The sequence below is a fragment of the Fibrobacter sp. genome (genome assembly GCF_045131395.1).
GTDB lineage: Bacteria > Fibrobacterota > Fibrobacteria > Fibrobacterales > Fibrobacteraceae > Fibrobacter.
This window is the reverse complement of sequence record NZ_JBGUQY010000024.1, coordinates 127,743-150,034: the sequence shown is the minus strand read 5'-3', so window position 1 is coordinate 150,034 and position 22,292 is coordinate 127,743. Positions and strand designations below refer to the sequence as shown.

Annotated in this window: 16 protein-coding genes and 1 tRNA gene; 14 read left to right on the top strand and 3 right to left on the bottom strand. The window is 46.9% G+C overall.

Annotated elements, in window-relative coordinates; translation table 11 throughout:
* The first annotated feature begins 30 nt into the window (after positions 1–30).
* The 11 genes from ACJMNB_RS07260 to ACJMNB_RS07210 all read left to right on the top strand — a co-directional run bounded on the left by ACJMNB_RS07260 (position 31) and on the right by ACJMNB_RS07210 (position 16,934).
* Positions 31–2,523, top strand: a complete 2,493-nt coding sequence (locus ACJMNB_RS07260) for a T9SS type A sorting domain-containing protein (protein WP_405340682.1) — start codon at positions 31–33, stop codon at positions 2,521–2,523.
* A 186-nt stretch (positions 2,524–2,709) separates the two neighbouring features.
* Complete coding sequence (locus ACJMNB_RS07255; protein WP_405340679.1) at positions 2,710–3,570, top strand: TIGR02147 family protein; 861 nt, start codon at positions 2,710–2,712, stop codon at positions 3,568–3,570.
* Positions 3,563–4,393 (top strand): hypothetical protein, encoded by an 831-nt coding sequence (locus ACJMNB_RS07250; RefSeq protein ID WP_405340676.1) that lies wholly within the window; start codon positions 3,563–3,565, stop codon positions 4,391–4,393. The genes ACJMNB_RS07255 and ACJMNB_RS07250 overlap by 8 nt, the downstream gene beginning before the upstream one ends.
* Position 4,394: 1 nt before the next feature.
* On the top strand, positions 4,395–5,930 hold the full coding sequence (locus ACJMNB_RS07245) for an FISUMP domain-containing protein (protein ID WP_405340673.1): 1,536 nt from the start codon (positions 4,395–4,397) through the stop codon (positions 5,928–5,930).
* Between the two features lie 265 nt (positions 5,931–6,195).
* Positions 6,196–7,017 (top strand): TIGR02147 family protein, encoded by an 822-nt coding sequence (locus tag ACJMNB_RS07240; protein ID WP_405340670.1) that lies wholly within the window; start codon positions 6,196–6,198, stop codon positions 7,015–7,017.
* 25 nt (positions 7,018–7,042) lie between these two features.
* Entirely contained in the window at positions 7,043–8,758 is a 1,716-nt protein-coding gene (locus ACJMNB_RS07235) for an FISUMP domain-containing protein (RefSeq protein ID WP_405340668.1), read from the top strand.
* Positions 8,759–8,824: 66 nt separating this feature from the next.
* Positions 8,825–10,819: a hypothetical protein gene (locus tag ACJMNB_RS07230; RefSeq protein ID WP_405340665.1), complete on the top strand. Its 1,995-nt coding sequence runs from the start codon at positions 8,825–8,827 to the stop codon at positions 10,817–10,819.
* A gap of 195 nt (positions 10,820–11,014) precedes the next feature.
* Positions 11,015–11,878: a TIGR02147 family protein gene (locus tag ACJMNB_RS07225; RefSeq protein WP_405340662.1), complete on the top strand. Its 864-nt coding sequence runs from the start codon at positions 11,015–11,017 to the stop codon at positions 11,876–11,878.
* Positions 11,868–14,153, top strand: coding sequence for a fibrobacter succinogenes major paralogous domain-containing protein (locus ACJMNB_RS07220; protein WP_405340659.1), 2,286 nt, complete (start codon positions 11,868–11,870; stop codon positions 14,151–14,153). Before ACJMNB_RS07225 ends, ACJMNB_RS07220 begins: the two co-directional genes overlap by 11 nt.
* A gap of 253 nt (positions 14,154–14,406) precedes the next feature.
* The gene (locus ACJMNB_RS07215; RefSeq protein WP_405340656.1) at positions 14,407–15,348 is read left to right on the top strand and encodes a hypothetical protein; all 942 of its coding nucleotides are present in this window, start codon (positions 14,407–14,409) and stop codon (positions 15,346–15,348) included.
* A gap of 26 nt (positions 15,349–15,374) precedes the next feature.
* On the top strand, positions 15,375–16,934 hold the full coding sequence (locus ACJMNB_RS07210) for a hypothetical protein (protein WP_405340653.1): 1,560 nt from the start codon (positions 15,375–15,377) through the stop codon (positions 16,932–16,934).
* Positions 16,935–16,997: 63 nt separating this feature from the next.
* Here the strand turns inward: ACJMNB_RS07210 and ACJMNB_RS07205 are convergent.
* Positions 16,998–17,071, bottom strand: a tRNA-His gene (locus ACJMNB_RS07205).
* A gap of 81 nt (positions 17,072–17,152) precedes the next feature.
* On the bottom strand, positions 17,153–17,518 hold the full coding sequence (locus ACJMNB_RS07200; RefSeq protein WP_405340650.1) for a hypothetical protein: 366 nt from the start codon (positions 17,516–17,518) through the stop codon (positions 17,153–17,155).
* 153 nt (positions 17,519–17,671) lie between these two features.
* Here ACJMNB_RS07200 and ACJMNB_RS07195 point away from each other — a divergent pair, with 153 nt between their 5' ends.
* The gene (locus ACJMNB_RS07195) at positions 17,672–18,589 is read left to right on the top strand and encodes a ComEC/Rec2 family competence protein (RefSeq protein WP_405340647.1); all 918 of its coding nucleotides are present in this window, start codon (positions 17,672–17,674) and stop codon (positions 18,587–18,589) included.
* A gap of 397 nt (positions 18,590–18,986) precedes the next feature.
* Positions 18,987–19,820 carry a hypothetical protein gene (locus tag ACJMNB_RS07190; RefSeq protein WP_405340644.1) on the top strand — a complete coding sequence of 278 codons (834 nt, stop codon included), beginning with the start codon at positions 18,987–18,989 and terminating at the stop codon, positions 19,818–19,820.
* Between the two features lie 299 nt (positions 19,821–20,119).
* Here ACJMNB_RS07190 and ACJMNB_RS07185 read toward each other — a convergent pair whose 3' ends face one another.
* The gene (locus ACJMNB_RS07185) at positions 20,120–20,881 is read right to left on the bottom strand and encodes an acyl-[acyl-carrier-protein] thioesterase (RefSeq protein ID WP_405340641.1); all 762 of its coding nucleotides are present in this window, start codon (positions 20,879–20,881) and stop codon (positions 20,120–20,122) included.
* A 49-nt stretch (positions 20,882–20,930) separates the two neighbouring features.
* On the opposite strand from ACJMNB_RS07185, the gene aroA reads away from it, so the two are divergent.
* Positions 20,931–22,262 (top strand): 3-phosphoshikimate 1-carboxyvinyltransferase, encoded by a 1,332-nt coding sequence (gene aroA, locus ACJMNB_RS07180; protein ID WP_405340639.1) that lies wholly within the window; start codon positions 20,931–20,933, stop codon positions 22,260–22,262.
* Positions 22,263–22,292: the final 30 nt, after the last annotated feature.

Genomic DNA, 22,292 nt, shown 5'->3' with positions numbered 1-22,292 from the left:
AATAAATCTAAATGGATTTGTGGAGGTTTTATGAAGGGTTCAGTTTTATTGGGGCTGCTGTTTGCTACTTACGCTGTGTCGGCAATTTCGCCAACCGTTCCCCCAAAGGATGCGGACGGATGCTACTCGATTTCAACGGTTGAAGAACTTTATGGCTTTGCAAAACAGGTGAATTCTGGTGAGGAAAAAAAATTGGACCAGATTACCTGTGCAAAACTTGAAAACGATATTACAATCAACAAGAACGTGATGGACGAAGTTGAATTTGGAGAAGAGGATGACGTCCCCCCAACTCTCAAGTGTGCAAAAGATGGCGGAACATGCTCTCTTCAAAAATGGAATCCTATTGGCTCCGAAAGTACGCGGTTTCATGGCATCTTTGATGGGCAGGGGCATACGGTAAGTGGACTTTACGTAGACGCTTTTTCCTATCCGGCGGGCTTTTTTGGATATGTTTCATATGGGGGTGGAATCATCAAAAACCTGAATATTGCCGATTCATACATCAAGGGAGGCCGTCACGTCGGTGGTATATCTGGAAGAGGGGGAAACATATACAACAGTTCATTTTCTGGTGTGGTTGTTGGATCGGAAGTGGTTGGTGGAATCGCGGGAAGCGCTGATGACGCGTTTCGTTGCCATAACGATGGCTATGTTTGGGGAGAAGATGAAGTTGCTGGAATTGGTCTTGTGATGGCGGAACAATGTTACAATACGGGAACTGTCTATAGCGAAAAAACTGGGGGTGGAATCCGCTCTACTAATGGAGCTATATATCAATGTTACAATACAGGATCTGTGAAAGGCGGTTCGGTGGGCGGACTAGTCGGAACGTCTTTTTTCAACATTGTTATAGAAAACAGTTTCAACGTGGGGCAGGTTCAAGGATGGTATCAAAGCGGGTTTACTAATATCATAGATACGGCTGATCTGCAAATAAGGAATTCCTACAGCATTGCGGTCAATGAAAAACCTGACGGGTACGTTGAATATCCGAATTATGGAACCATTGTTGATGAGTCTGCCTTTACGGATGGAACCATTGTCGATTTGCTCAACAATGATGGTTATTTTGTAGATATCTGGGAGCAGGGGGAAAAGCATCCCGTATTAAGGGATTATGCTCCTAAAATCAAGAATGGCGTGTACCAGATCGAAAATGAGGAACAGCTTGTATGGTTCGCAAGGGTTTCTCCTGGAGATAAGACCTTGAAAGCGGTTCTTCTCAAGGACCTGGTGTTCAACAGGAATGTTACTTCTGATGAATGCCTAAAGAATGGGACCGAGTGCAAATTTTTTTCCTGGGATTCTCCCGTAGCTTTCGCTGGAACCCTGGATGGACAGTTCCATTCTATTTCCGGGTTGTATACGACAAAAGATCGGGTTCATATTGCGAGCTATAAGTCTGTTGGGTTGTTTGAATCGATTGAATCGACTGGGGTCGTCAAGAATCTCATTATAAAGGATTCTTATTTCAATTCGGACGCTAAATTTCGTCATGATGCGGCTTTGGCCGGTAGTAACGATGGGACTATTAGTGAGTGTTTCTTTGAAAACGTCTATAATGGCGATGAAGTGACTGAAGTGAATAAGATTGCGGGCTTTAATAGTGGCACCGTCATTCAAACCCGAATAGCGAACAAGGACTTATGGTTTGATGGGATAAATTATACTCCGTATAAGTATAAAGCATGTCAGTCTATAACGGGATCGTTTTGCGAAACGTCGGAGGAACCCCGTGTTTCTCTTGGCAGTGCGGCTGTTGTGCGGACGCCCTACCCTTCTTTCAGGGAAACGATGGATAGCCTAGGCTATTTAGGTTACAAGTATCGAATTAAAAAAGACTTGGCAAAAAAACATATGGAAATCACTATTCATCTAGATAAGGGAGACGAAGCAATAGGTCGGGATTCGGTCGTGTCCAAGGCGAAAGGGTTCTGCACAACCTATATGTCTGACCATGATATCGTGATCCGTGTTGGGTTCTGTAGCGCCGTTTTGCCTAAGACAAGCAAAGTTTCTACGGTTGAAACGTCGCTTGGAAATTTTAAATATTATAATCCAAGTGATACAGATGAAGTCAAGCCCTGTAATTATGATAAGAATATTTATCTTGATATTGTCGATTCCGTTGCGGTTGAAGGAACCCTTCGGCTGTTTGAATTCGGTCCCAGGGGAACTTGCAAGGGTGACGCGAAAACGGTAAAGGAGCCTGAATTTGATCAATGCTACAATAATAATTGGATGTCTTGTGAACAGTATGAAGAAGAGGAACGGGCTGCGGCGCCGGTCTTGGACAAGCCTCTCGATGTGAGAATGGTTGTTTCAGGGAAGAGTCTCCATTTTTATGGAACAAGCGCTCAGGCAAAATTCCAGATAGTGAACTTAAAAGGTGAAGTCGTCAAGAGGGGGCTCGCAAGTTCAAATGTCCCGTTGAACGGATTGAAGAGCGGGATCTATGTTGTCCGTGTTCAGGACGGGCATTCCTCTGTCTACAGGAAGGTCGTTTTGAAAGGCATTTAACTTGTTTTAAGGGCAGGAAGGGCTAGGAAAAACCTAGCCCTTTTTGTTTTATATATTCCGTATTTTGTTTTATGAAATTGAAATTTCTTTAGCGTAAAACAAAAAGTGCTTAAATTTGCTTAAAAACGACATTTTTGTTTTTTAAAAATTGTTGCATGAATAGATGGGATTATCTATTTTATTGTCATGATGAAATCAGTTATTGAATACAAAGATTATCGCGAGTACGTACTTGACTACTACCGCGAACGCAAGCGCACGTCGGCGTTTACCTGGCGCGAGTTTGCAAAGATTGCTGGTTTCGCATCGGGTTCATACTTGAAGCTGGTTTGCGATGGCAAAACAAGGCTTCGGGAGGAAGGAGCAAAGAAGACTGCCCTGGCGATGGGGTTGCTGGGGTTTGAGTTCGACTACTTCGTTTTGATGGTTCGATACGAAAACGCAAAAACAGACCGCGAAAAGAAAAAATGCTTCGAAGAAATGGAAGCATTGAGTTCGGCACACCATGTGAAAATTTTGGGCAGCGAAATGTACACCTTCTATGAAACGTGGAAACATTCCGTGGTCCGTGAATTGGCTGTGGCTATGCCCGGGGCAAAACCGCACGAAATCGCGAAAGCCTGCCGTTTCCCTATTTCTGCAGCCGATGTGAGCAACAGTCTTCGCTTTCTGACCAGTGCGGGTTTCTTGACAAAGGATATCAAGGGCTTGTATCATCAGACGAACCATTCTCTTTCCACTGGTCGCCTGAAGGTGGTTTCGGTGGCGGTTCATTCCCTGCTACGCCAGATGGGCGAATTTGCGCTAGAGTCTTTAGACGACGTGCCTATTTCGGAACGTCACTTTAGCGGCGTTACCATGGGTATGACTGCCGAAAGCTACGAGAAGGTCATTGAAGAACTTATAGAATGCCGCAAGCGCATCGTGTCGATTGTCTCGGCAGACAAGAACGTAGAAAAGGTTTATCGATTGAATATGCAACTGTTCCCGCTGACAGACAATTTGAATGGCGGCCGGGATGAGAACAATGGGGGTGAAAATGTTTAGGCGTTTGAATTGGATTTTGTGTGCATGCTCCTTGGGGACGATGCTTAGTGCTTGTTTAGAAAGCAATACCGCGGGTACCAGCGAAGAGTCCGAAGGCATTGTTGCTATTGTAGATAAGGAACTTGCCGGTGTGGTGCAGAAGGGACCTTTTGTAACGGGATCCAGTATTGTCCTCCGGGAAACCTCAGCAGAAGGAAACTTCGAACCCACGGGCAGGGAATTCTTTGCAACAACCCGTAGCGATAAGGGTGATTTCAAGATTGATGGCCTCAATTTGGAATGTCAATATGTAAGGCTTGAAGCTACTGGTTACTATAAAAGAGAAACGACGGCTGAAAATTCAGTGTGCCAAGTCAGTCTGAGGGCTTTGTCTGATATTAACAATCGAGAGCAAATTAATGTGAATGTGCTGACGCATCTGGAATACGATCGCACGCTTGCTTTGATAAAGAAAGGAAAGACCTTTACAGAAGCCAAGAAACAGGCCCGTCAAGAATTGATGAAGGCGTTCTACTACGATGATTTGGCGGAAGATTCTGAAAATCTGAATATCAACAATAGCGGGGATGCCGACAAGGCTCTGAAAAAAATCAGCACCTTTGTTGACCATATCCTCTTCGGTGAGGAGTATGGAACTGTTCATTGGCATTCTAGAGACCATAAAACTTATTATACACAGTATGAAGAGGAACCCGAAAAATACTGTGAAGAAGTTCAGAATTATCTAGACAATTTTGTTGACATCCTTGCGGGGGATGACTATGAACGGTTTGATTCACAGATGCTGCATTCTGTTTTAAAAGGCTGGTTTATGGAGGATTAATATGTTTAAGGGATATAAACAAATTAGCGTTTTGTTTGTTCTAGGAATGTTCCTTGCGGCGTGCAGTCAGAACGATTCAAGTTCCGCATTGTCGGAAGGAAGCAGAACTATTTACGGAACGTCGCAGAAGGGGCCTTTCGTAAAGGGAACTGAAGTAACCCTTTATGGAATGGATGAGGGACTGATTCAGACGGGAACGCATTTTTCCACGGAAATAGACAACAATAGTGGTGAATACACCCTGAAAAAAATTAATTTGGAAAATCGTTACGCTTGGCTTGTGGCGAACGGCTACTATATCGATGAAATAACGGGTGACACCTCTGCTCAAAAAATATCGTTGAACAGTCTTGTTGATTTACAGGACCGGGATCATGTCAATATTAATATTCTGACTCATTTGTCCTTCAATCGAATTCGTTACCTTGTCAAAAATGGAAATCCTGTCGATAAGGCGAAGCGTCAAGCTGAAAAGGAAGTGTTGGAAGCGTTTGGTTTCTCTGAATCGGAAGAGTCCTTTGAAGATCTTGATATTTTGAACAATGGCGAAAGTGATGCTAAATTGCTTGCAATCTCTTTGATGATGCTTACGGCCGCCAATGTTGGCGAGGTCACTAGCCGTTTGGCTTCTATTGCGATGGATCTAGAAGAAGACGGTATTTGGGATGACAGCGTTTTGATTGCCCAGATAAAGCGCTTTGTCTCGATGGACAATCATGATGGCGTATACAAAGGGGTCTTGCAAAATTTAAAGAATATGGGCGCAACAGAAATTCCCGATTTCCAGAAATATTTGAAGCAGTTCGCATCTCCTTGGGATTCTACCTGGGAACACTGCCTCAATCAGGATGAAGTCTGGAGAACGACCCGGTTTAATGATAGCCTTTATAGTCGCGTAATTTGTCGCGATGGTGTGTGGAAATATTACCATGGGGCCAGAGACGAAGGTGATGAACCTGTGGATACTGCAGGCAAATATGGCGCCTTGGTTGATGAACGAGATGGCCATGTCTATAAGACTTTAGATGTCAAAATGGAGAACGGTAGAATTGCGACTTGGATGGCGAGCCTTTTGGAATATGAACCCAAGAACAGTTTTAAGGCCGATGCCCGCAATGTTCCCGGGGTGGGACGCGAGTACTACGGTTATCAGGTGTTTGATTATCCTGCTGATGAAAAGTTTAGCTACGTGGGCTTGGAGGCGGATATCCATAACCAGATGTTGTTTAGTGAATTTATCCAAGGCATTTGCCCGGATGGATGGCATCTTCCCTATGTTGAAGAATGGAGGTCTTTGTGGGATGCGATGAGGGATGACTATGAAACTCGTGAATTATTTGTTTATTTGCAGTATACGGATTCGGGTGCGAAAAAGTCGCTAGATAAAAGTAGTCGCTTTTATGTTGATTTTGAATACAATTTCACGCTCGACTTGGTAGATGATCTAGGTTTCGTCGTGGAAAATGTCTGGAATTGGAATTCGAATCGTGTGTTCCACCGGGATTTGTATTATCCTGTCCGCTGCGTGAAGAACTAGGACTGGCATGGTAAAATACATTTGAGTCCCCTCGTTTGGGCCCGATGGAGTCGGGCAAGGGGACGGTTAGGAGAGAAGCCTCGCTAGGACGCTAGCGAGGTCTTTCTTGTGAGACCGTTCGGCTCCGTTGCTTTCATGTTCTAGGAATATGCTGACCATGTTCTAGAATGTTGAAATTTTAGTAAAATGCTGAAAAGTGGTAAAATTTGCTTAAAAACGCAAATTTTATGTTCTAAATGGACTAGATGAATCTATATTTGTAGACATGAAGGAAATAGTAGAATACACTGATTATCGCAAGTTCATTCAGGACTATTACGATGAACGCAAGCGCTGCTCGGCTTTCTCCTGGCACGCTTTCGCCCAAAAGGCGGGCTTTTCGTCGGATGTCTACTTGAAGTATGTCTGCGAAGGGAAAAAGAATTTGAGCGTCGGGTCGGCGGGTTCGGTGGCTACTGCCATGGGGCTTGTCGGTTTCGAACACGAATACTTTGTCTTGATGGTTTCTTATGCGCATGCAAAGAGCAACGAGGCGAAGAAGGCCGCTTTCGAGGAACGCTGCGCGCTGGCGAACGCCCACAAGGTGCGCATCCTCGGAAACGAGGAATTCAAGTATTTCAAGTCGTGGAAAAATTCTGTAATCCGCGAACTGGCCCCGCACATGCCGGGCGCAAAGCCTCTTGAAATTGCCCATGCCTGCAAGCCTAAAATTTCGGCGGCGGAAGTTTCCGAGACTCTTGACTTTTTGGTGAAGGCGAAGCTCTTGAAGAAGGACCGCGACGGAAATTACCGCCAAACGGACAAGGCGATTAAAATGGCCCCGGTAGAGGCGGTGCCGCTGGCGGCTCGCGATTTGCAGCGCCAGATGGGCGAATTCGCCCTCAAGTCCATTGACTTGCCGATTTCGGAACGAGTCATGTCGGGTTACACGCTTGGCCTAACGCGCCGCGCGTACGAGCGCATCAAAAAAGAGACGGAAGATTATTACCGCCGCGTGGTGGCGATTGCGACAGAAGATGATGAAACGGAACAGGTTTATCGCCTGAACGTGCAGCTGTTCCCCATGAGCGAACGTTTGAAAAAATAAAATGGTTTAAACAAGGAGTTGAACAATGAGTAATAACATGAGTCAAAAGATGAGGCGCGGGCTGGTATATATCCCGTTGATGGCAATGATGGCGGTCTTTGTTGCGGGTTGCTCAAATTCTGATCAAGATATTTCCGGTGGCGCGTCGGGTGATGCTGGCATTGTGGGTATTTCGAATAAGAGAATTGCCGGTGTGTCGCAGAAGGGCCCGTTTGTGAAAGGTTCCACTGTAACCCTCAGAGAAACATCTGATGATGGAAGTTTTGAACCCACAGGTCGAAAGTTCGTTGTTAAGACTTTTAATGACGAGGGTGAATTTCAGTTTGATAGTCTAGATTTGGAAAGTCAGTATGTGCTTATTTCTGTAGAAGGCCGCTATCACCACGAAAGCAATAGCGAAATTTCAAGATGCTCTATGCGCCTTGATGCGGTTTCTAATTTGGAGAAACGTGAAACCGTGAATGTCAACCTTTTGACTCATTTCGAATACAAACGAGTTTTGAACTTAATCAAAGAGGGCGAGTCTTTTGCTGAGGCTAAGAGACGGGCTGCAACAGAGGTTCTTGGTGCATTTGGTGCCAAGATTGAAACGCCCTCTGCAGAGGATTTGAATATTTACAATACATCTGATGCAGATAGAACTCTCTACTACATTAGTCGCATCATTGATGAAAATCCAAATTGGAATGCATGGTACTCTGCATCTTCTGATGAAATTATTGAAATAATGCGCGATAATTTTAATATGGATGATGATGTAGCACATGATGTTGATTGCTCCAAACTGCAAGATTATGTCGATGAATTTGTCAATGATTTCGCAGATGACGGAGTTCTTGACGATTCGCTTATGCAAGGCCTCGCTGGCATTGCCTATGTTTGGACTAAAATAATGTCCGAGAAACGAATGTCCGATTTCAGTGCGCAGCTGATTCAGCATTACATGGGTTTAGAATCTTGTACCGAGGCACTTTGGGGAGAATACAGAGAATTCAATAAGCCGATAAGTTATGGCGATGAATTCCTTCAATCGGGTTATTTCCTTTGCAATGGATATTATTGGCGCTTGACAACGAAAGAGCACCTTGATTCTCTCATGGCGAATGTTGAACACGAAATAGGAATCATGACTGATTCTCGTGATGGGCGCAAATACAAGACTGTTAGTTTTGAATACAAAGGAAAAAAATATGAATGGATGGCGGAGGACCTCAAATACAAATCTGATGGTGCCTATATCTGGACGAAGGCTATGCAAATTGAGGACAGATACATGGGGATGGTTGTTAAAAATGATTTGATCGATTCTGTTCATCAAGGTATTTGTCCAGATGGGTGGCATGTGTCCAATACCGAAGAGTGGAAAAACTTGATTGATTATGCCGGTGGTGTCAAAAAGCTGTTTAATGAAACGTGGAAAACGTCGGATATGGATGTTGCTTATCAAAAAGGTATGACTGACGTATTCTACAATAATTTAGATTTCGGCTTTACACCGATGGATACTGTATACTTGAAGGCCTATTACCATTCGTATACGCAAAATACTTATCGTTATAGATTGGCCGATGTAGAAATTGTGGAAATTTGGCCGTACCTTTTAGAAGAAGAGCAAGAGGCTTTGGCTGATCGTCTTGTTTCTGGACCTGCAGGCGACTATGGTGTCGAAATTTCTACCAATGGTTATTTGGTTAAAGAGAGACCGCTAACGGATGCCCGAGTCCGTTGCGTGAAGAACTAAGGTGATGATGCGTCAAGAAAAGAAATTTTAGATATGGGAGAGAGAAAATTTATGAATAAGGAATGGATGATGAAGAGAAATCGCATTATAGGGAGTCTTGTAGTCGGGGCCATGTTCTGGGCTTGTTCCGGAGGCGACTCCGATAGTATGGATCTCGGTGGCGGTGCTTCGGGCGATGCCGGCGTTACCGCTGTCGTAGACTTGGAAGTGGCCGGAGTGTCGCAGAAGGGTCCGTTCGTTACGGGTTCCGCAGTGGCCGTGCAGGAACTGGACGGTATCACGCTCAAGCAGACAGGCAAGAGTTTCAAGGGCTCCATCAAGAGCGACAAGGGCGACTTTGCCATCAAGGATATTAATCTGGAATCGCAGTATGCGATTCTCGAGGCGACGGGGTATTACCGCGACGAAGTTTCTGGCAAGAAGTCTTCGGGCATGGTGACGCTGCGCGCGCTGACGGATCTTTCGAGTAGAAAGACGGTGAATATCAACTTGCTCACGCATTTGGAATATGAGCGCGTGATGTACTTGGTCAACAAGAAGAAAATGTCCATTGCCGATGCGAAGGCGCAGGCCGAAGGAGAGGTCCTAGCGTCGTTTGCAATCGCGGGCGACTTTGGTGAATCCGAAGACTTGAACATCTTCAAGACGGGTGATGGCAACGCCGCGCTCCTCGCGGTAAGTGTACTCCTGCAAAGCGATGTGGACGTGGCGGGACTTACCGAACGTATCGGCGAATTCAGTATATCGCTTGCAGAGGGTGGTAGCTGGGACGATGCCGACACCAAGGCCTTGATTGCGGATTGGGCCTGCGATATAGACTTGAAGGGCTCCCTTTCGAAGATACGCAAGAACGTGGAAAGTTGGAAATATGCCGACACCGTACCCGCATTCGAAAAGTATGTGACGAACTTCTGGTGGGATAACTACGGCCTCGGCGCCTGCACCGACAAACGCGAAAACGAAACCAAGCGCAACATAAACAAGCTCAGTAAACTGTACAACGAATACTTCGTGTGCGAAAAGGGCCGCTGGCATATTCCGGGTGATGAACCTGAATCGTCTTCTAGTGTCACCCCGAGCGGAGTCGAAGGGTCTAGTAGTTCCGCTGACGTTTCGTCGAGTTCTCTCTATGATCCGTTTGTAAGCTCTTCTTCTAGTGAACCCGAAGATACGATTCCGCCTCTTCCTGCGGAACTAGACTTATTCGATTCGACATATTCGTTCATCGGCTACAGGAGCTTTGGCGAAGGCAAGCAGGAAGTTTGGTTCCTTCAGGCAAAACAGGAAAGCTATCAGAGCGGAAGGGATTCCGTTGCTAGCGCATTGGTAAAGACGATGGGGGATAAAGAATTTTCTTTTGAAGGTGTCATAAATAATGATTCCCTAGATGCCGCGTGGTATGATACGCTGTCGTATGTTTATTCGTTAAAAAAGGAAAACGTTCTTTACAAGATTTCTATTTCGAAGGAACGAGTTCTGGGTATTATGTTTGGTAGTGATTTTTCCTTTAAGGTGAAGGTCGTGGTGCTGAAAGACGGCTTCGAAGAAATGCCGACGACCGATTATAGCTCGCTTCGTTTTGATAAATTGTCAAAAGAATTTGACTTTGCGGCAGAATACCTTTCGTTGAAAAGTCTGGATGCTTGGGATGACGACTCCCTTACAACAGTTTGGACTGCTCATTATGAGACGGATACAGCTTGGGTTCAGATGCAAACTTTTAGTACAATCCTCATGGATCAATCGAAAGAGGATGCGGCTGGGGATAGCCTTGAAGTGTTTAGAAATTTGCTGCTTGAAAATGGCTTTACGTATGTGAAGTCGGATACGGTTGCCGAGAAGGAGTATGATCCTGCGAAATATAATCATGATCATATCGTGACGAAAAGCGAAATTATTATACGCCATTTGTACGAAAAAGAAACCGAAATGGCGAAGTTTGAAGTTGATGTTCATGTGGGGGCCGGAATGCGTGCCGCCTCAGCGATGGCTGGTAATACTTTGACCAAGTTTGTATACGGTTATTCTATAATAATTCACACGCAGTATAAAAAGAAATAAATGCGTTAAAGTGTTCCCAAAGCACACTATGCTTTTGGTAATATACCAAAGGTATAGTGAATTCTTGTATTCCTGGAATACAGGCTGTATTCTTGAAATTGCTGAAATTTTTAAAATTATGCAGAATTGGTAAAATTTGAAAGAAAAAGGCTGATTTGTGTCCCGAGATTATGCAATTAGTCTATATTTGTATCCATGAAGGAGATCGTAGAATACACAGATTACCGCAAGTTCATCCAGGACTACTACGATGAACGTAAGCGCACTTCAGCGTTTACCTGGCGAGATTTTGCGCGAGACGCAGGGTTTTCGTCGGCGGTTTATCTGAAGTATGTCTGTGAGGGGAAGAAAAACCTGAGCGTAGGGGCTGCAGGTTCCGTAGCGAGTGCTATGGGGTTGGTGGGGTTTGAACACACGTACTTTGTGCTGATGGTTTCATATGCGCATGCGAAGGGGGACGAGGCGAAGCGTGCCGCGTTCGAAGAGCGCTGCGCTTTGGCCATGGCTCACAAGGTACGTGTGCTGGGGGACGAAGAGTTCAAGTATTTTAAATCGTGGAAAAACCCGGTGCTGCGAGAGCTTGCTCCTCACATGCCCGGTGCAAAGCCGCTTGAAATGGCGAAGGCTTGCAAGCAGCCGATTACCGCAGCCGAGGTCTCCGAGACCTTGGACTTTTTGCTGCGTGCCAAGCTCCTCAAAAAAGACAAGGACGGGAATTACCACCAGACGGACAAGGCCATTTCGATGGGCTCTGTAGACGCCGTGCCCGTGGCGGCCCGCGATTTGCAGCGCCAGATGGCTGAATTCGCCGTCAAGGCGCTGAGTTTGCCTCTTTCGGAACGCGACATGTCGGGCCTTACCATGGGAATTACCCGCCGCGCTTACGAACGCATTAGGAAGGAACTTGCAGATTGTCGTCGCCGCATTATGGCCATCGTGACCGAAGACGATGACACGGAGCAAGTGTACCGCCTGAACTTGCAATTGTTCCCGATGAGTGTATGTTTAAAGAAAGACGGCAAGGTTGCGACAAAAAAGGATGGAGATCATGAAGAGTAACTTGTTTGTTTCTGCGTTTGTGGGAATGTCGGTGCTGTTTGCCGCATGCTCCAGCGACGATGAAGAACGCGTTTCGGGCGGTGTCACTGAAGATGCCGGCTTTGTGGCCGACGTGGCGGGCGTTGCCCAGAAGGGCCCGTTCGTGAAGGGCTCTGCCGTGACGGTTCGTGGCATTGACTGTAAGACGCTGGAATTCACGGACCAGGTTTTCGAGGGTGCAATCAAGAGTGACAAGGGCGACTTTGCTCTTGACAGCGTTGCATTGGATACCTCTTGCGCAGTGGTCGAGGTGACGGGTAGGTACCTGAACGAAGTTACCGGCAAGAAGACGAAGGGCGAACTGACGCTCCGCGCATTGACCGACCTCAAGGATCGCGAGAATGTAAACGTCAACTTGCTTACGAATCTGGCGTACGAACGCATGATGTATCTTGTGAAAGAAAAGAGCAAAACCTTGGCCAAGGCAAAAGTCCAGGCCGAAAAGGAAGTTCTTGCCGCCTTCGATATCAAGGACGAAGTCGATGAATTTGAAAACCTGAATATCTTTGAGTCGGGCGACGGTAACGCCGCGCTCCTGGCCGTAAGCGTGATAATGCAGGGGGATGCCGATGAAACCGCACTTGCCAAGCGCCTCGACAATTTTGACGATTCCTTTGCCGAAAGCGGCGAGTGGAAAGACTCTGAAACGAAAAAGGCGATTGCGGAATGGGTTGCGGAAGCTTCGGCAAACGGAAAACTTGATTCTATCCGCAAGAATATCGAAGGCTTGGGCTATGGAGATTCCATCCCTGCATTCGAGAAGTACATTCCCGTAGTTACTTCCGCGGATGGCGACAGTGTCATCCTGAGCGAAGTCGAAGGATCTTCCTCCAGTGACGTCATTGGAAGTGAAACGAAGCAATCCAGCAGCTCGGTCTCTCCGGCTGACTCGGTGAACTCGTCTTCTAGTAGCAGTTCCGTAAAGGCGGATGCGGGCAGTAGGTACGATGCGGCTGCAAATACGCTCAAGGACCTGCGCGACGGAAGGACTTATAGAACGACTAAAATCGGTGGCCAAGTGTGGATGGCGGAAAACTTGAACTACGAAACGCCGAACAGTTACTGCTATAATGACAGTGCGAGCTATTGTGATAAATATGGTCATCTTTATGCTTGGAAAGATGCGTTGAATGCTTGCCCGACAGGGTGGCATTTGCCGAGCGTAGAGGAGTTTGTCTCGCTAATCGAACTGGTTGGAGAAAGATGGGAAGCGGGCGGAAAGCTTAAATCAACAACTGGTTGGGATGGAGGACATAACGGCACGGATGACTATTCCTTTACTGCGTTGCCTGCTGGTTTCAAGAATGAGAGTGGAGTGTTCCAATTTGAGGGACGAGAAGGTTTCTTCTGGACTTCTAGTGATGAAAGCACTAGCTATGCGTATGGCATACATGTGGATACGAACGAGTATGCGGCTACATTCCTTGATCATAAATCTATAAGTAAATCTATTCGCTGTATGATGGATGTTGAGCCTAGTTCCAGCAGTTCTGTTGCTTCGGTGAATTCGTCTAGCAGCATCGAGGTTGCTCGGGTTTGCAATAGAAGAGGTTCGGATGATTGCGAGTATGGAACTTTGACTGATGACCGCGACGGTCAAACTTACAAGACTGTGAAAATTGGCAAACAGTGGTGGATGGCGGAAAATTTGAATTATGCTTCTTTGCAACCATCGGATAGTTTGGATTCTACCAGTTTCTGCTACAATGATTCCTTGAAATATTGCGCAAAGTATGGTCGCCTGTATTTTTGGAGCGCGGCCATGGATAGTGCTGCGACATGGAGCGAAAACGGTAAAGGCTGTGGCTACGGTGTTGTTTGTACTCCGACTTTCCCTGTACGCGGTGTTTGCCCTGCTGGCTGGCATATACCGAATCGTGATGAACTCTATGAATTGGTGCTCGCGGTTGGTGGGGTAAATGATGCCGGAGATGCGCTTAATGCTTCTAGTACCTTGTATGAACAAAATCCTTACGGTTTTTCGTTCCTCCCTTCTGGCCGCAAAAGAATTCCGGTGGCTTATATGGATATTGGCGAGTATATTTATGACGATGATGGCGAGTATGGGTATATATGGAGTTCGACGGATGACTATTGGAATTCGGAAGAACTTTTTATCAGAGATCATCTAGAATATGAACTTGTGGTAGCTTTGTCTGTGTCTAAAGGGGGCGAAGTAGGCTTGCATGGATATGAAAAAAAATCTGGCTACCCTGTCCGTTGCATAAAAGATTAATTAGGTCAAAAAACGCTCCGACCTACGAAAAAGACCCCGCGAATGCGAGGTCTTTTTCGTATGGAATGGAGTGGCTTAGACTCTGTATTCCAAGAACACAACTTTTGTATCCCAACTTGCCTAAAATTTTATAAAAACATTAAAAATGGTAAAATTTAAAGAAAAATGATGATTTTGTATTCTAGATTGGTTAAAAAGCCTATATTTGTAGGTGTGAGGAATACAAAACACTCCAACAAAGAAGGAAGAAAAAATGAAAAATAAATGGTACGAAGTTCTTGGCGCAGGCCTGTTGTCTGTATCGGCAATGTACTTGTGCACGGCTCTGGTGGTGACAGGCTGCTCTGTTGATGGCGACAGCATGGATGCAATCGATGCGAACGAAAACTCCGAAGTCGTGGAATCCGGCAACGACGAACAAATCGAATCTTCGGAGGTCGAGGAATCTTCAAAGGGTAAAGAAACATCGGAAGAAGAAGTTGAAACCTCTGAATCTGAAGAACAGGAACCGGCCGAAGCCGAAGAAAATACTGAAGCCGAAGAAAAGCCGACAACCACTCCAGAAACAGAAGAACCGGCTGAATCTAGCGATGTTGCCGCACCTGAAGAACCTACTGAACCGAACAAAGCTGAACCTGAAGAAAAGACAGATCCGGCTGAAACCACAGATCCCTCAGAAGAAAAAACTGAACAGGCTGAACCTTCAAACTCTGAAGAAAAGATCGAACCGATTGAATCTGCTGAGCCTGAATCGGTTGAACTAAACAATGCAAAGGAATGGGAAATCATCAGAGATTCTGTTACGTCCGTAGTGGAGAATAATTCGATTCAATATTTGCATGAAACTCGTTCTTTCAGACTGGATCGCTCCGACAAAATTTTAAGACTTGATGAGTATAGAATGCCTAAGGATGATTTCGTTGCCGAATATCAATATGATGGTTATGATCAGCATTTAACGGATAGGCTTTATGAAGATGAAATTCTGTGGGAAGGTTTTAATTGGACTAATCTCAATAAACCGGAATGCCGCTTTAAAGCAGGATTGGATTCCATATTGGTGGGGACGAATTGGCCGGAGATTTACGTCGAAATGTACGCAATATACGATGTTAGATATTTTTGCCAGTCTTTGGGGCTTGAAGGAAATCTTTCAATATGGATCCCGGTAAGGTATAGGGCAAAACAGGATTAACCTTAAACACAAAAAGAAGGTAGAAAATGAAAAATAAACTTGGAAAAATCACGGCGTTGGCAGCCGTCAGTATGGCTCTGGTGGTAACGGGCTGCTCCAGCGAAAGCAGCGGTGTTGCCGGGGAAGACTCGGAAGAATATATCGAGGACGTGGAATCCGGTGACGACGAGGGCACTTCTTCGTCTTCGATTGCGGGCAAAGATAAAAAAGGGAAGTCTTCGAGTTCCGAAAAGAACGAGAAAATCGAATCTTCAAGTTCCGAAAAGGCAGAATCCTCTGACTCTGAAAAGGCTGTTTCTTCGAGTTCTGAAGATTCCAAGGAATATGCGGTCGAGAATAAGGCGTTGAGTGGCGTTGCTCAGAAGGGCCCGTTTATTGACGGTTCGGTTTGGGTGGGAGAAGTTGATTGCGAAACATTAAGAAGAACGAGTGGTGACGAAAAGTTTTGGAATGCTCGTATTGATATGGAAAACGGAGTGTACAATGTTGAAAATCTTAACATGGCTTCTTCGTGCGCTAAAATCAAAGTGGAGGGTTATTATCTAGATGAACATACTGGGGCAAAGTCGAAGAAAGAAGTATTGCTGCACGCCTTTGTTAATTTGGAAAATCGCAGCACTGTGAATATTAACGTGTTTACGCAGCTTGAATACGACCGCATAATGTATCTTGTGGAAGAAAAGAAAATGCCTGTGGCGGAAGCAAAGGCTCTGGCGAAAAAAGAAATCCTTGCGCTGTTTGACATTAAAGACGATATCGGTGATTTTGCAGACTTGGATATCCTTAAGCCAGGGGATGGCAATGCGGCGCTTTTGGCGGCGAGTGTGCTCCTGACGGCGCAGACGGAATCAGAAAAGAATGCGCATCTTACTTATAGTGTAGACTCGTTAAGGAAATCTTATACCAAAACGGGCGAGTGGGATGCTGAAATGAAAACCAAAATTGCCAATTGGGCTCATTCAGCCAAAGAAAACGGCCAATTGGAAACAATTCGCAAAAATATTGCCGGATGGGAATACACGGAATCGGTTCCCGAATTTGAAAAATATGTAGAAGCCTATGCCGAAGCGTTCTATGATCCTGAAAAGGATGAATCATCCTCGAAAACGCCCGGCCATACGAAGGAATGGCAGGATTTACACGACCTGATTTACCATTATGTTCTTGAAGAGAAAACTCCTGAAACTTTGTATAAAGAATGTTGTCAGGGTGTTTATCGAGATGATAAAGAAACGAATGCTGACGAATATTTGATGGATGAGGACGCCTTTAAAGCAGAGTATGGTGTCGATGATCTTTATAAAGGACGAAGCGTGTTGATACATGATACTAGAATATGGGATGGCGATGAGTGGGACGATCCTCGATATCCGAACGTTCATTATGAAATCTGGCTTGATACCATTTGTGTTGGGGAGGCGTATGAGTTTGATTCGGATAAGATTCGTGCTGTTGCGGGATATGCGATTCGATATACCATTGGGGTGGCCCCGGATGTTGAAGAGCGTACGGCTTATGTAGAAGTCTATGTCAAGCTCAATTCGCTTGATAAGCCCTACATTCCCGCGAAAAAAGAAGACGATTAAAAACGCTTTTGTTTCCTCCATAAGAACAAAAAAAGACCCCGCGAATGCGAGGTCTTTTTTAAGGGTGGGTGACCGGACTCGAACCGACAACATCCAGAATCACAATCTGGGACTCTAACCAATTGAGCTACACCCACCATGATTGTGAGCCCAAATATAAAAAAGCCACCCCGATTTTCAAGGGTGGCGGTCCAATTTTTTACGAAAAAGCCCGATTTTTAGTCGTTTTTCATCTTTGAGATGATGCGCAGGTAGTTTGCGCGCTTAAAATCGTTGCGGTGTTCTTCGCAGAAACGGGGGTAAATGTACTGCTTGGGGAACACGCGGATAGTGAACAGCTCGTTGCAGCCTTCGAGACAGCACTTGAAGGTGAGGTCCATGGACTCGGTGTAGTTGTGGCGGAAGATGATGTTCTTGGACTCGATGTTGTCCACATCCTTCTTCTGCTTCTGGCGCTGCTTGATGTCGCGGTGCAATTCGCAGTACTTGGCGATCGGGTGGCCCCAGAATTCGCGGCCGCAGCCGGGTTCCTGACAGACTTTCAACTTGATACGCTTTTTCTTTTTGTACTTAGGTAATTGCATAAAAACCTCGAGTGTTAGGCGTAAAGATAGCAAAAAAGAACGTCATTGCGAGGAGCGAACGCGACGTGGCAATCCAAAAACTGTTAAAAAATCCCTGTTTTGCGGATTTTGGCGTGTATATAAGAGGAACCTTTCATAAAAGGATGCTGTTATATGCCCGTTACAAGAAAATCGAACCGCTGCATTTTCCTGTGGATTTTGCTTTGCGGGGTCCTTTGGAGCGCCTTGTTTGGCCTGCTTCTGTCGGCCTGCACTTACGATTCCGGTTGGAGTGGGGGCCCGGAACCGGTACGGATCACGTTTCTGGATGTGGGGCAGGGGCTTGCCGTGCTGCTGGAAAACGGGGGACGGTATGCCCTGTACGACACGGGACCCGACTCCGCCGGACTGGTGGATTCCCTTGCGGCGAGGGGCGTCAAGTCGCTCGACTGGGTGCTGGTGAGCCATTTTCACCGGGACCACGGCGGTGGCTTTATGGAAATGGGGGCGGCCCTGAAGTCGGGGCGGCTCAAGGTGGGGCGCCTGCTGGTGGGGGCGGACACCGCGGTGGGCTTTGTGGGCGATAGCGTTTTCACGGTGGCGCGGCGGTACAAGATTCCGGTGGATACCCTGGTCCGCGGCGACACGGTGTTTTTTGCGGAGAATTTCAGGCTGGAATGCCTGTGGCCCGTCAGTTATGGGAGATTTGGCGAAAATCGGGCCAGCGTGGTGCTGATGGGGGCTATGACGGGGCCACTGGCAGGGCGCGAAAGTTCGTTTTTGTTGATGGGCGACCTGGATTCCGTGGGCGAAAACCGCCTGATGGAACTTTCCCACGACTTGTCGGCGGATCTTTTGCAGGTGGGGCATCACGGCTCGGCGGGCAGCAGCACCTTGAAGTTCCTGGCGCAAGTGTCCCCCAGGTATGCCGCCATCGGGGTCGGTAAAAACAATCGTTACGGCCACCCCAAAGACGAGGTGGTGAACAAGCTTCGGCTAATCACGGGCGATTCAACGGCAATCTACCGCACCGACTTGCACGGGAGTTTCAGCTTTGAAATGTGGCCGGGAGTGGGGCTGGTTATTCCCTGAAGCTATTCCCTGAAACCCACGCGGGCCTGGAAATGGCAACGGTTGGTGGTGTGCTAGTGGATGAGAGGGGTGTATACAGGCTTAGGGGTCGAAATCAGTGCTTTGGCCTGTACGAAATGCGAAAAAATGGCCTGAAAAGTTGCGGGAGAAGGTGGCTGTACAGACTAGAAACGCGAACAGCATTTGTTTGGCCTGTACCAATGGCAAATAGAATGAGGAAAAACGCTGTAGAGTGCAGACTAAATATGAAAAATGTCTTGCATAGCCTGTACGATGCTGGAAATTGGCTGGAAATTTTGTTGGAAAACAGGAAAAGTTACAGGTTGAACGCATTAAGTTTATGTGTTTGGCCTGTACCAATCTTTAATTAATCACGCTTTAAAAAGGAATAATATAAGTGAAAGACCTTTCATGTGCTCAAAATTTATTGCCGTCTCTTCAGACGGTTGTCGACCAACTTCAGTCATGGATTTCCGCAAAGGAAAAATCACTGAAGAAAGCGCCTTCGGGACGTCTTCGTATATCAAGAAGAAAGAATCAAATGCAGTGGTTCCATGTTGCCAAAGGGACGACTGAACATGGAAAGTATATTCCCGTGAAAGATGTTGCTCGCGCAAAGGCGCTTGCACAAAAGGAATATGACCAAAAGGCATTGCCCGAAATGAAGCGGCAATTGTTGACAATCGAACGCTTTATGAAAAAAATTGCTTCTTGTAACTTGGAAAAAATGTATGTCGATTTGCATGAGGGACGACGCAAATTGGTTGAGCCCGTTTGGATGCCTGAAGATATTTATGTGACGCAATGGATTTCTACTGCTTATGAAGGTAAGAAATTTGACGAGGAAATTCCGGAAATAAGGACTCTTCGCGGGGAGCGAGTTCGTTCAAAATCAGAAGCTATGATTGCGGATACGCTGTATCGGCTGAAAATTCCTTATAAATATGAATGTCCCCTGACTATTAAGGGAAATGCAAAGAATTCGCAAAAGTCTATGAAAATTTATCCTGATTTCACTTGTTTAAACGTACGTTTGCGTCACGAATTTATATGGGAGCATTTTGGCATGATGGATGTTGCGGAATATTCTTCGCAAGTGGCTTGGAAAATAAATTGTTTTGAAGCCAATGGATTCTTTCTAGGGAAGAATCTAATTATATCAATGGAGTCGTCAGAAGTGCCTCTGGATGCGACTCGCGTAGAAAGGATTGTGAAACAGTATTTGCTATGAGCAAATAAGTGATAAATAGAGACTTGAGTCTCAAAATGCTAGTTGTACAGGCTGAATGTGCCAAAAGCTGCTGTTGGCCTGTACAAAATGCGGAAAAATGGCTTGAAAAGTTGCGAATGGTGGCGGCGGTACGGGCCAAAATGTGGTTTAACATGCTCTTGGCCTGTACAAATTGCTGCATGTAACAATTTTCCCCGTCAGCGGAGGGATTTGTACAGGCTAAATTAGGCTGAAACCTCTGTTTAGCCTGTATTTCCCTTTGAAATGTGGCCGGGAGTGGGGCTGGTTATTCCCTGATGCTATTCCCTGAAACCCACGCGGGCCTGGAAATGGCAACGGTTGGTGGTGGGGCTCTTTTCCATGTCGGCGTTCATGCCGAAGAATACGGCATGGTGGTTCGTGTCCTTGAAGCGGATAATGTTCACGTTGGCACCCAGGGGCACCTGGTTCACGAAGTTCAGCTGCAGCGAGCGGATGCCGCGTTCCTTGAGTTCCTCTTTGCTGAGGCAATCGAGGATCCATTCCACGTAACGGCAGTGGTTTACGTGGTGGTTCAGGTCCAAGTCGCTGTTGCGGGCATGTTCCGTATAAACTAATTGAGGATCCTGGCCCATGGGCAACACCTGCAGCATTTCGGGCAGGGCGCTCTTTTCGAGCTGGATGGGGAAGGGGAACGGACTGTTGGAGGGGGGCTCGGCGAAGCCGGTCTTCAGGTTCACCAGAATCCAGGACGAAGTGCCTTCGGCAAGGGCGTGGCCCTGGCTATCGACGACGGCGTAATCCTTGAGGACAACCTTGTCCTTGTAGATTTCCTTGATCCAGGTAGAAACGCTGAGGGATTCTCCCATGAGCGGGGTGTGGTTGATGCGGACCTTCATGCGCGTAATGGCCGAGGTGTAGCCCGCCTTCATCATTTGCCACAGGCCAAATCCGTTCCGTTCGGCGTCGGTAATGGCGGCTTCTTCCATGAACTGGAACAGGCGCGACAGTTTAAGCCTGCCGTACTCGTCGCAGTCCGAAAAGCGGACGGTGAATTTGAGGTCTGTGATTTCGCTCATCATTTAATGCTCCGTTTATCTATTAGCTTATTTAATTTATAAATTTATCGGCATGGATACACCTTTTTTTCGCCCTAGTCATATTCAGATTCCCGCTTTGTCGTCTTATAACGGTGAACTTCGTGTCCCGGGTTCCAAGAGTATAACCAACCGTGTGCTTTTGGTGTCTGCCCTGGCCGAAGGTACCACCCGTTTGCACAACTTGTTGAAGAGCGACGATACCCGCTACATGGGTGAGGCCCTCAAGGCGCTCGGAGTCAAGGCCGATATGACCGAAGACTTTACCGAAGCCGTTATCGAAGGCAATGGTGCCCCTATTGACGCTCCCTCTGTCTTGGTAGAAAACGACAACTATGTGGCAGGCCTTTACCTAGGCAATGCGGGCACGGCCATGCGCTCCTTGTGCGCAGCCCTTGCTCTCGGTCGCGGCGTATTCCATTTGAGCGGCGAAGAACGCATGAAGGAACGCCCCATCCGCGACTTGGTGGATGCCCTCCGCATGCTGGGTGCCGATATCGACTACATGGAAACGGATGGTTTCCCGCCGGTGTGCATTAACGCCCACGGCCTCAAGGGCGGCTCTGTCACGGTTCGCGGCAACATTTCTAGCCAGTACCTGACGGCTCTCTTGATTTGCGCCCCCTATGCAGAATCTCCGCTCCACATTCATGTGGATGGCGAACTGATTTCTGCCCCCTATATTCTTTTGACGCTGGACGTCATGAAGCATTTCGGCATCGAAGTCAAGCATGCCGACCTTAAGGATTTTTATGTGCCCAAGGGCGTTTACAAGTCTCCGGGCGACTACATGGTAGAAGGCGATGCGAGCTCTGCCAGTTACCCCCTGGCTGCGGCAGCCATTGCCGGCGGCAAGGTGCGCGTGCTGGGCGTAGGTTCCGAATGCCGCCAGGGCGATATTGCCTTTGTCGAAGTCATCAAGAAAATGGGCGCGACGGTGACCATGGGCCCCGACTGGGTCGAATGTGAGGGCCCCCAGGGCAAGCTCAAGAGCCTCGGCGAATTCAACGCCATCGAAATTCCCGATGCGGCCATGACCGTTGCCGTGCTCGCCCTGTTTGCAGACGCCCCCATGACCATTTCGGGCATTGCCAGCTGGCGTGTCAAGGAAACGGACCGTATTGCGGCCATGGCGGCTGAACTCCGCAAGGTGGGTGCCGAAGTCCGCGAAACCAACGATTCCATTACCATTACGCCCCCGGCTCGCTTGCAGCCCGCCACCATCGAAACTTACAACGATCACCGCATGGCCATGTGCTTTAGCCTGGTGGCTCTGGGCGGCGTCCCCATCAAGATCATGGACCCCGCCTGCATCAACAAGACTTATCCGCGCTACTTTGAAGACTTTTTGAAAATAGCCCAGTAATCAAGGAACGGTTAATTAGTATCTTAGAAT

Coding starts and splice junctions, on each gene's coding strand:
- ACJMNB_RS07260 (WP_405340682.1), top strand. CDS start 31: ATGAAGGGTTCAGTTTTATTGGGGCTGCTGTTTGCTACTTACGCTGTG.
- ACJMNB_RS07255 (WP_405340679.1), top strand. CDS start 2,710: ATGATGAAATCAGTTATTGAATACAAAGATTATCGCGAGTACGTACTT.
- ACJMNB_RS07250 (WP_405340676.1), top strand. CDS start 3,563: ATGTTTAGGCGTTTGAATTGGATTTTGTGTGCATGCTCCTTGGGGACG.
- ACJMNB_RS07245 (WP_405340673.1), top strand. CDS start 4,395: ATGTTTAAGGGATATAAACAAATTAGCGTTTTGTTTGTTCTAGGAATG.
- ACJMNB_RS07240 (WP_405340670.1), top strand. CDS start 6,196: ATGAAGGAAATAGTAGAATACACTGATTATCGCAAGTTCATTCAGGAC.
- ACJMNB_RS07235 (WP_405340668.1), top strand. CDS start 7,043: ATGAGTAATAACATGAGTCAAAAGATGAGGCGCGGGCTGGTATATATC.
- ACJMNB_RS07230 (WP_405340665.1), top strand. CDS start 8,825: ATGATGAAGAGAAATCGCATTATAGGGAGTCTTGTAGTCGGGGCCATG.
- ACJMNB_RS07225 (WP_405340662.1), top strand. CDS start 11,015: ATGAAGGAGATCGTAGAATACACAGATTACCGCAAGTTCATCCAGGAC.
- ACJMNB_RS07220 (WP_405340659.1), top strand. CDS start 11,868: ATGAAGAGTAACTTGTTTGTTTCTGCGTTTGTGGGAATGTCGGTGCTG.
- ACJMNB_RS07215 (WP_405340656.1), top strand. CDS start 14,407: ATGAAAAATAAATGGTACGAAGTTCTTGGCGCAGGCCTGTTGTCTGTA.
- ACJMNB_RS07210 (WP_405340653.1), top strand. CDS start 15,375: ATGAAAAATAAACTTGGAAAAATCACGGCGTTGGCAGCCGTCAGTATG.
- ACJMNB_RS07200 (WP_405340650.1), bottom strand. CDS start 17,518: ATGCAATTACCTAAGTACAAAAAGAAAAAGCGTATCAAGTTGAAAGTC.
- ACJMNB_RS07195 (WP_405340647.1), top strand. CDS start 17,672: ATGCCCGTTACAAGAAAATCGAACCGCTGCATTTTCCTGTGGATTTTG.
- ACJMNB_RS07185 (WP_405340641.1), bottom strand. CDS start 20,881: ATGATGAGCGAAATCACAGACCTCAAATTCACCGTCCGCTTTTCGGAC.
- aroA (WP_405340639.1), top strand. CDS start 20,931: ATGGATACACCTTTTTTTCGCCCTAGTCATATTCAGATTCCCGCTTTG.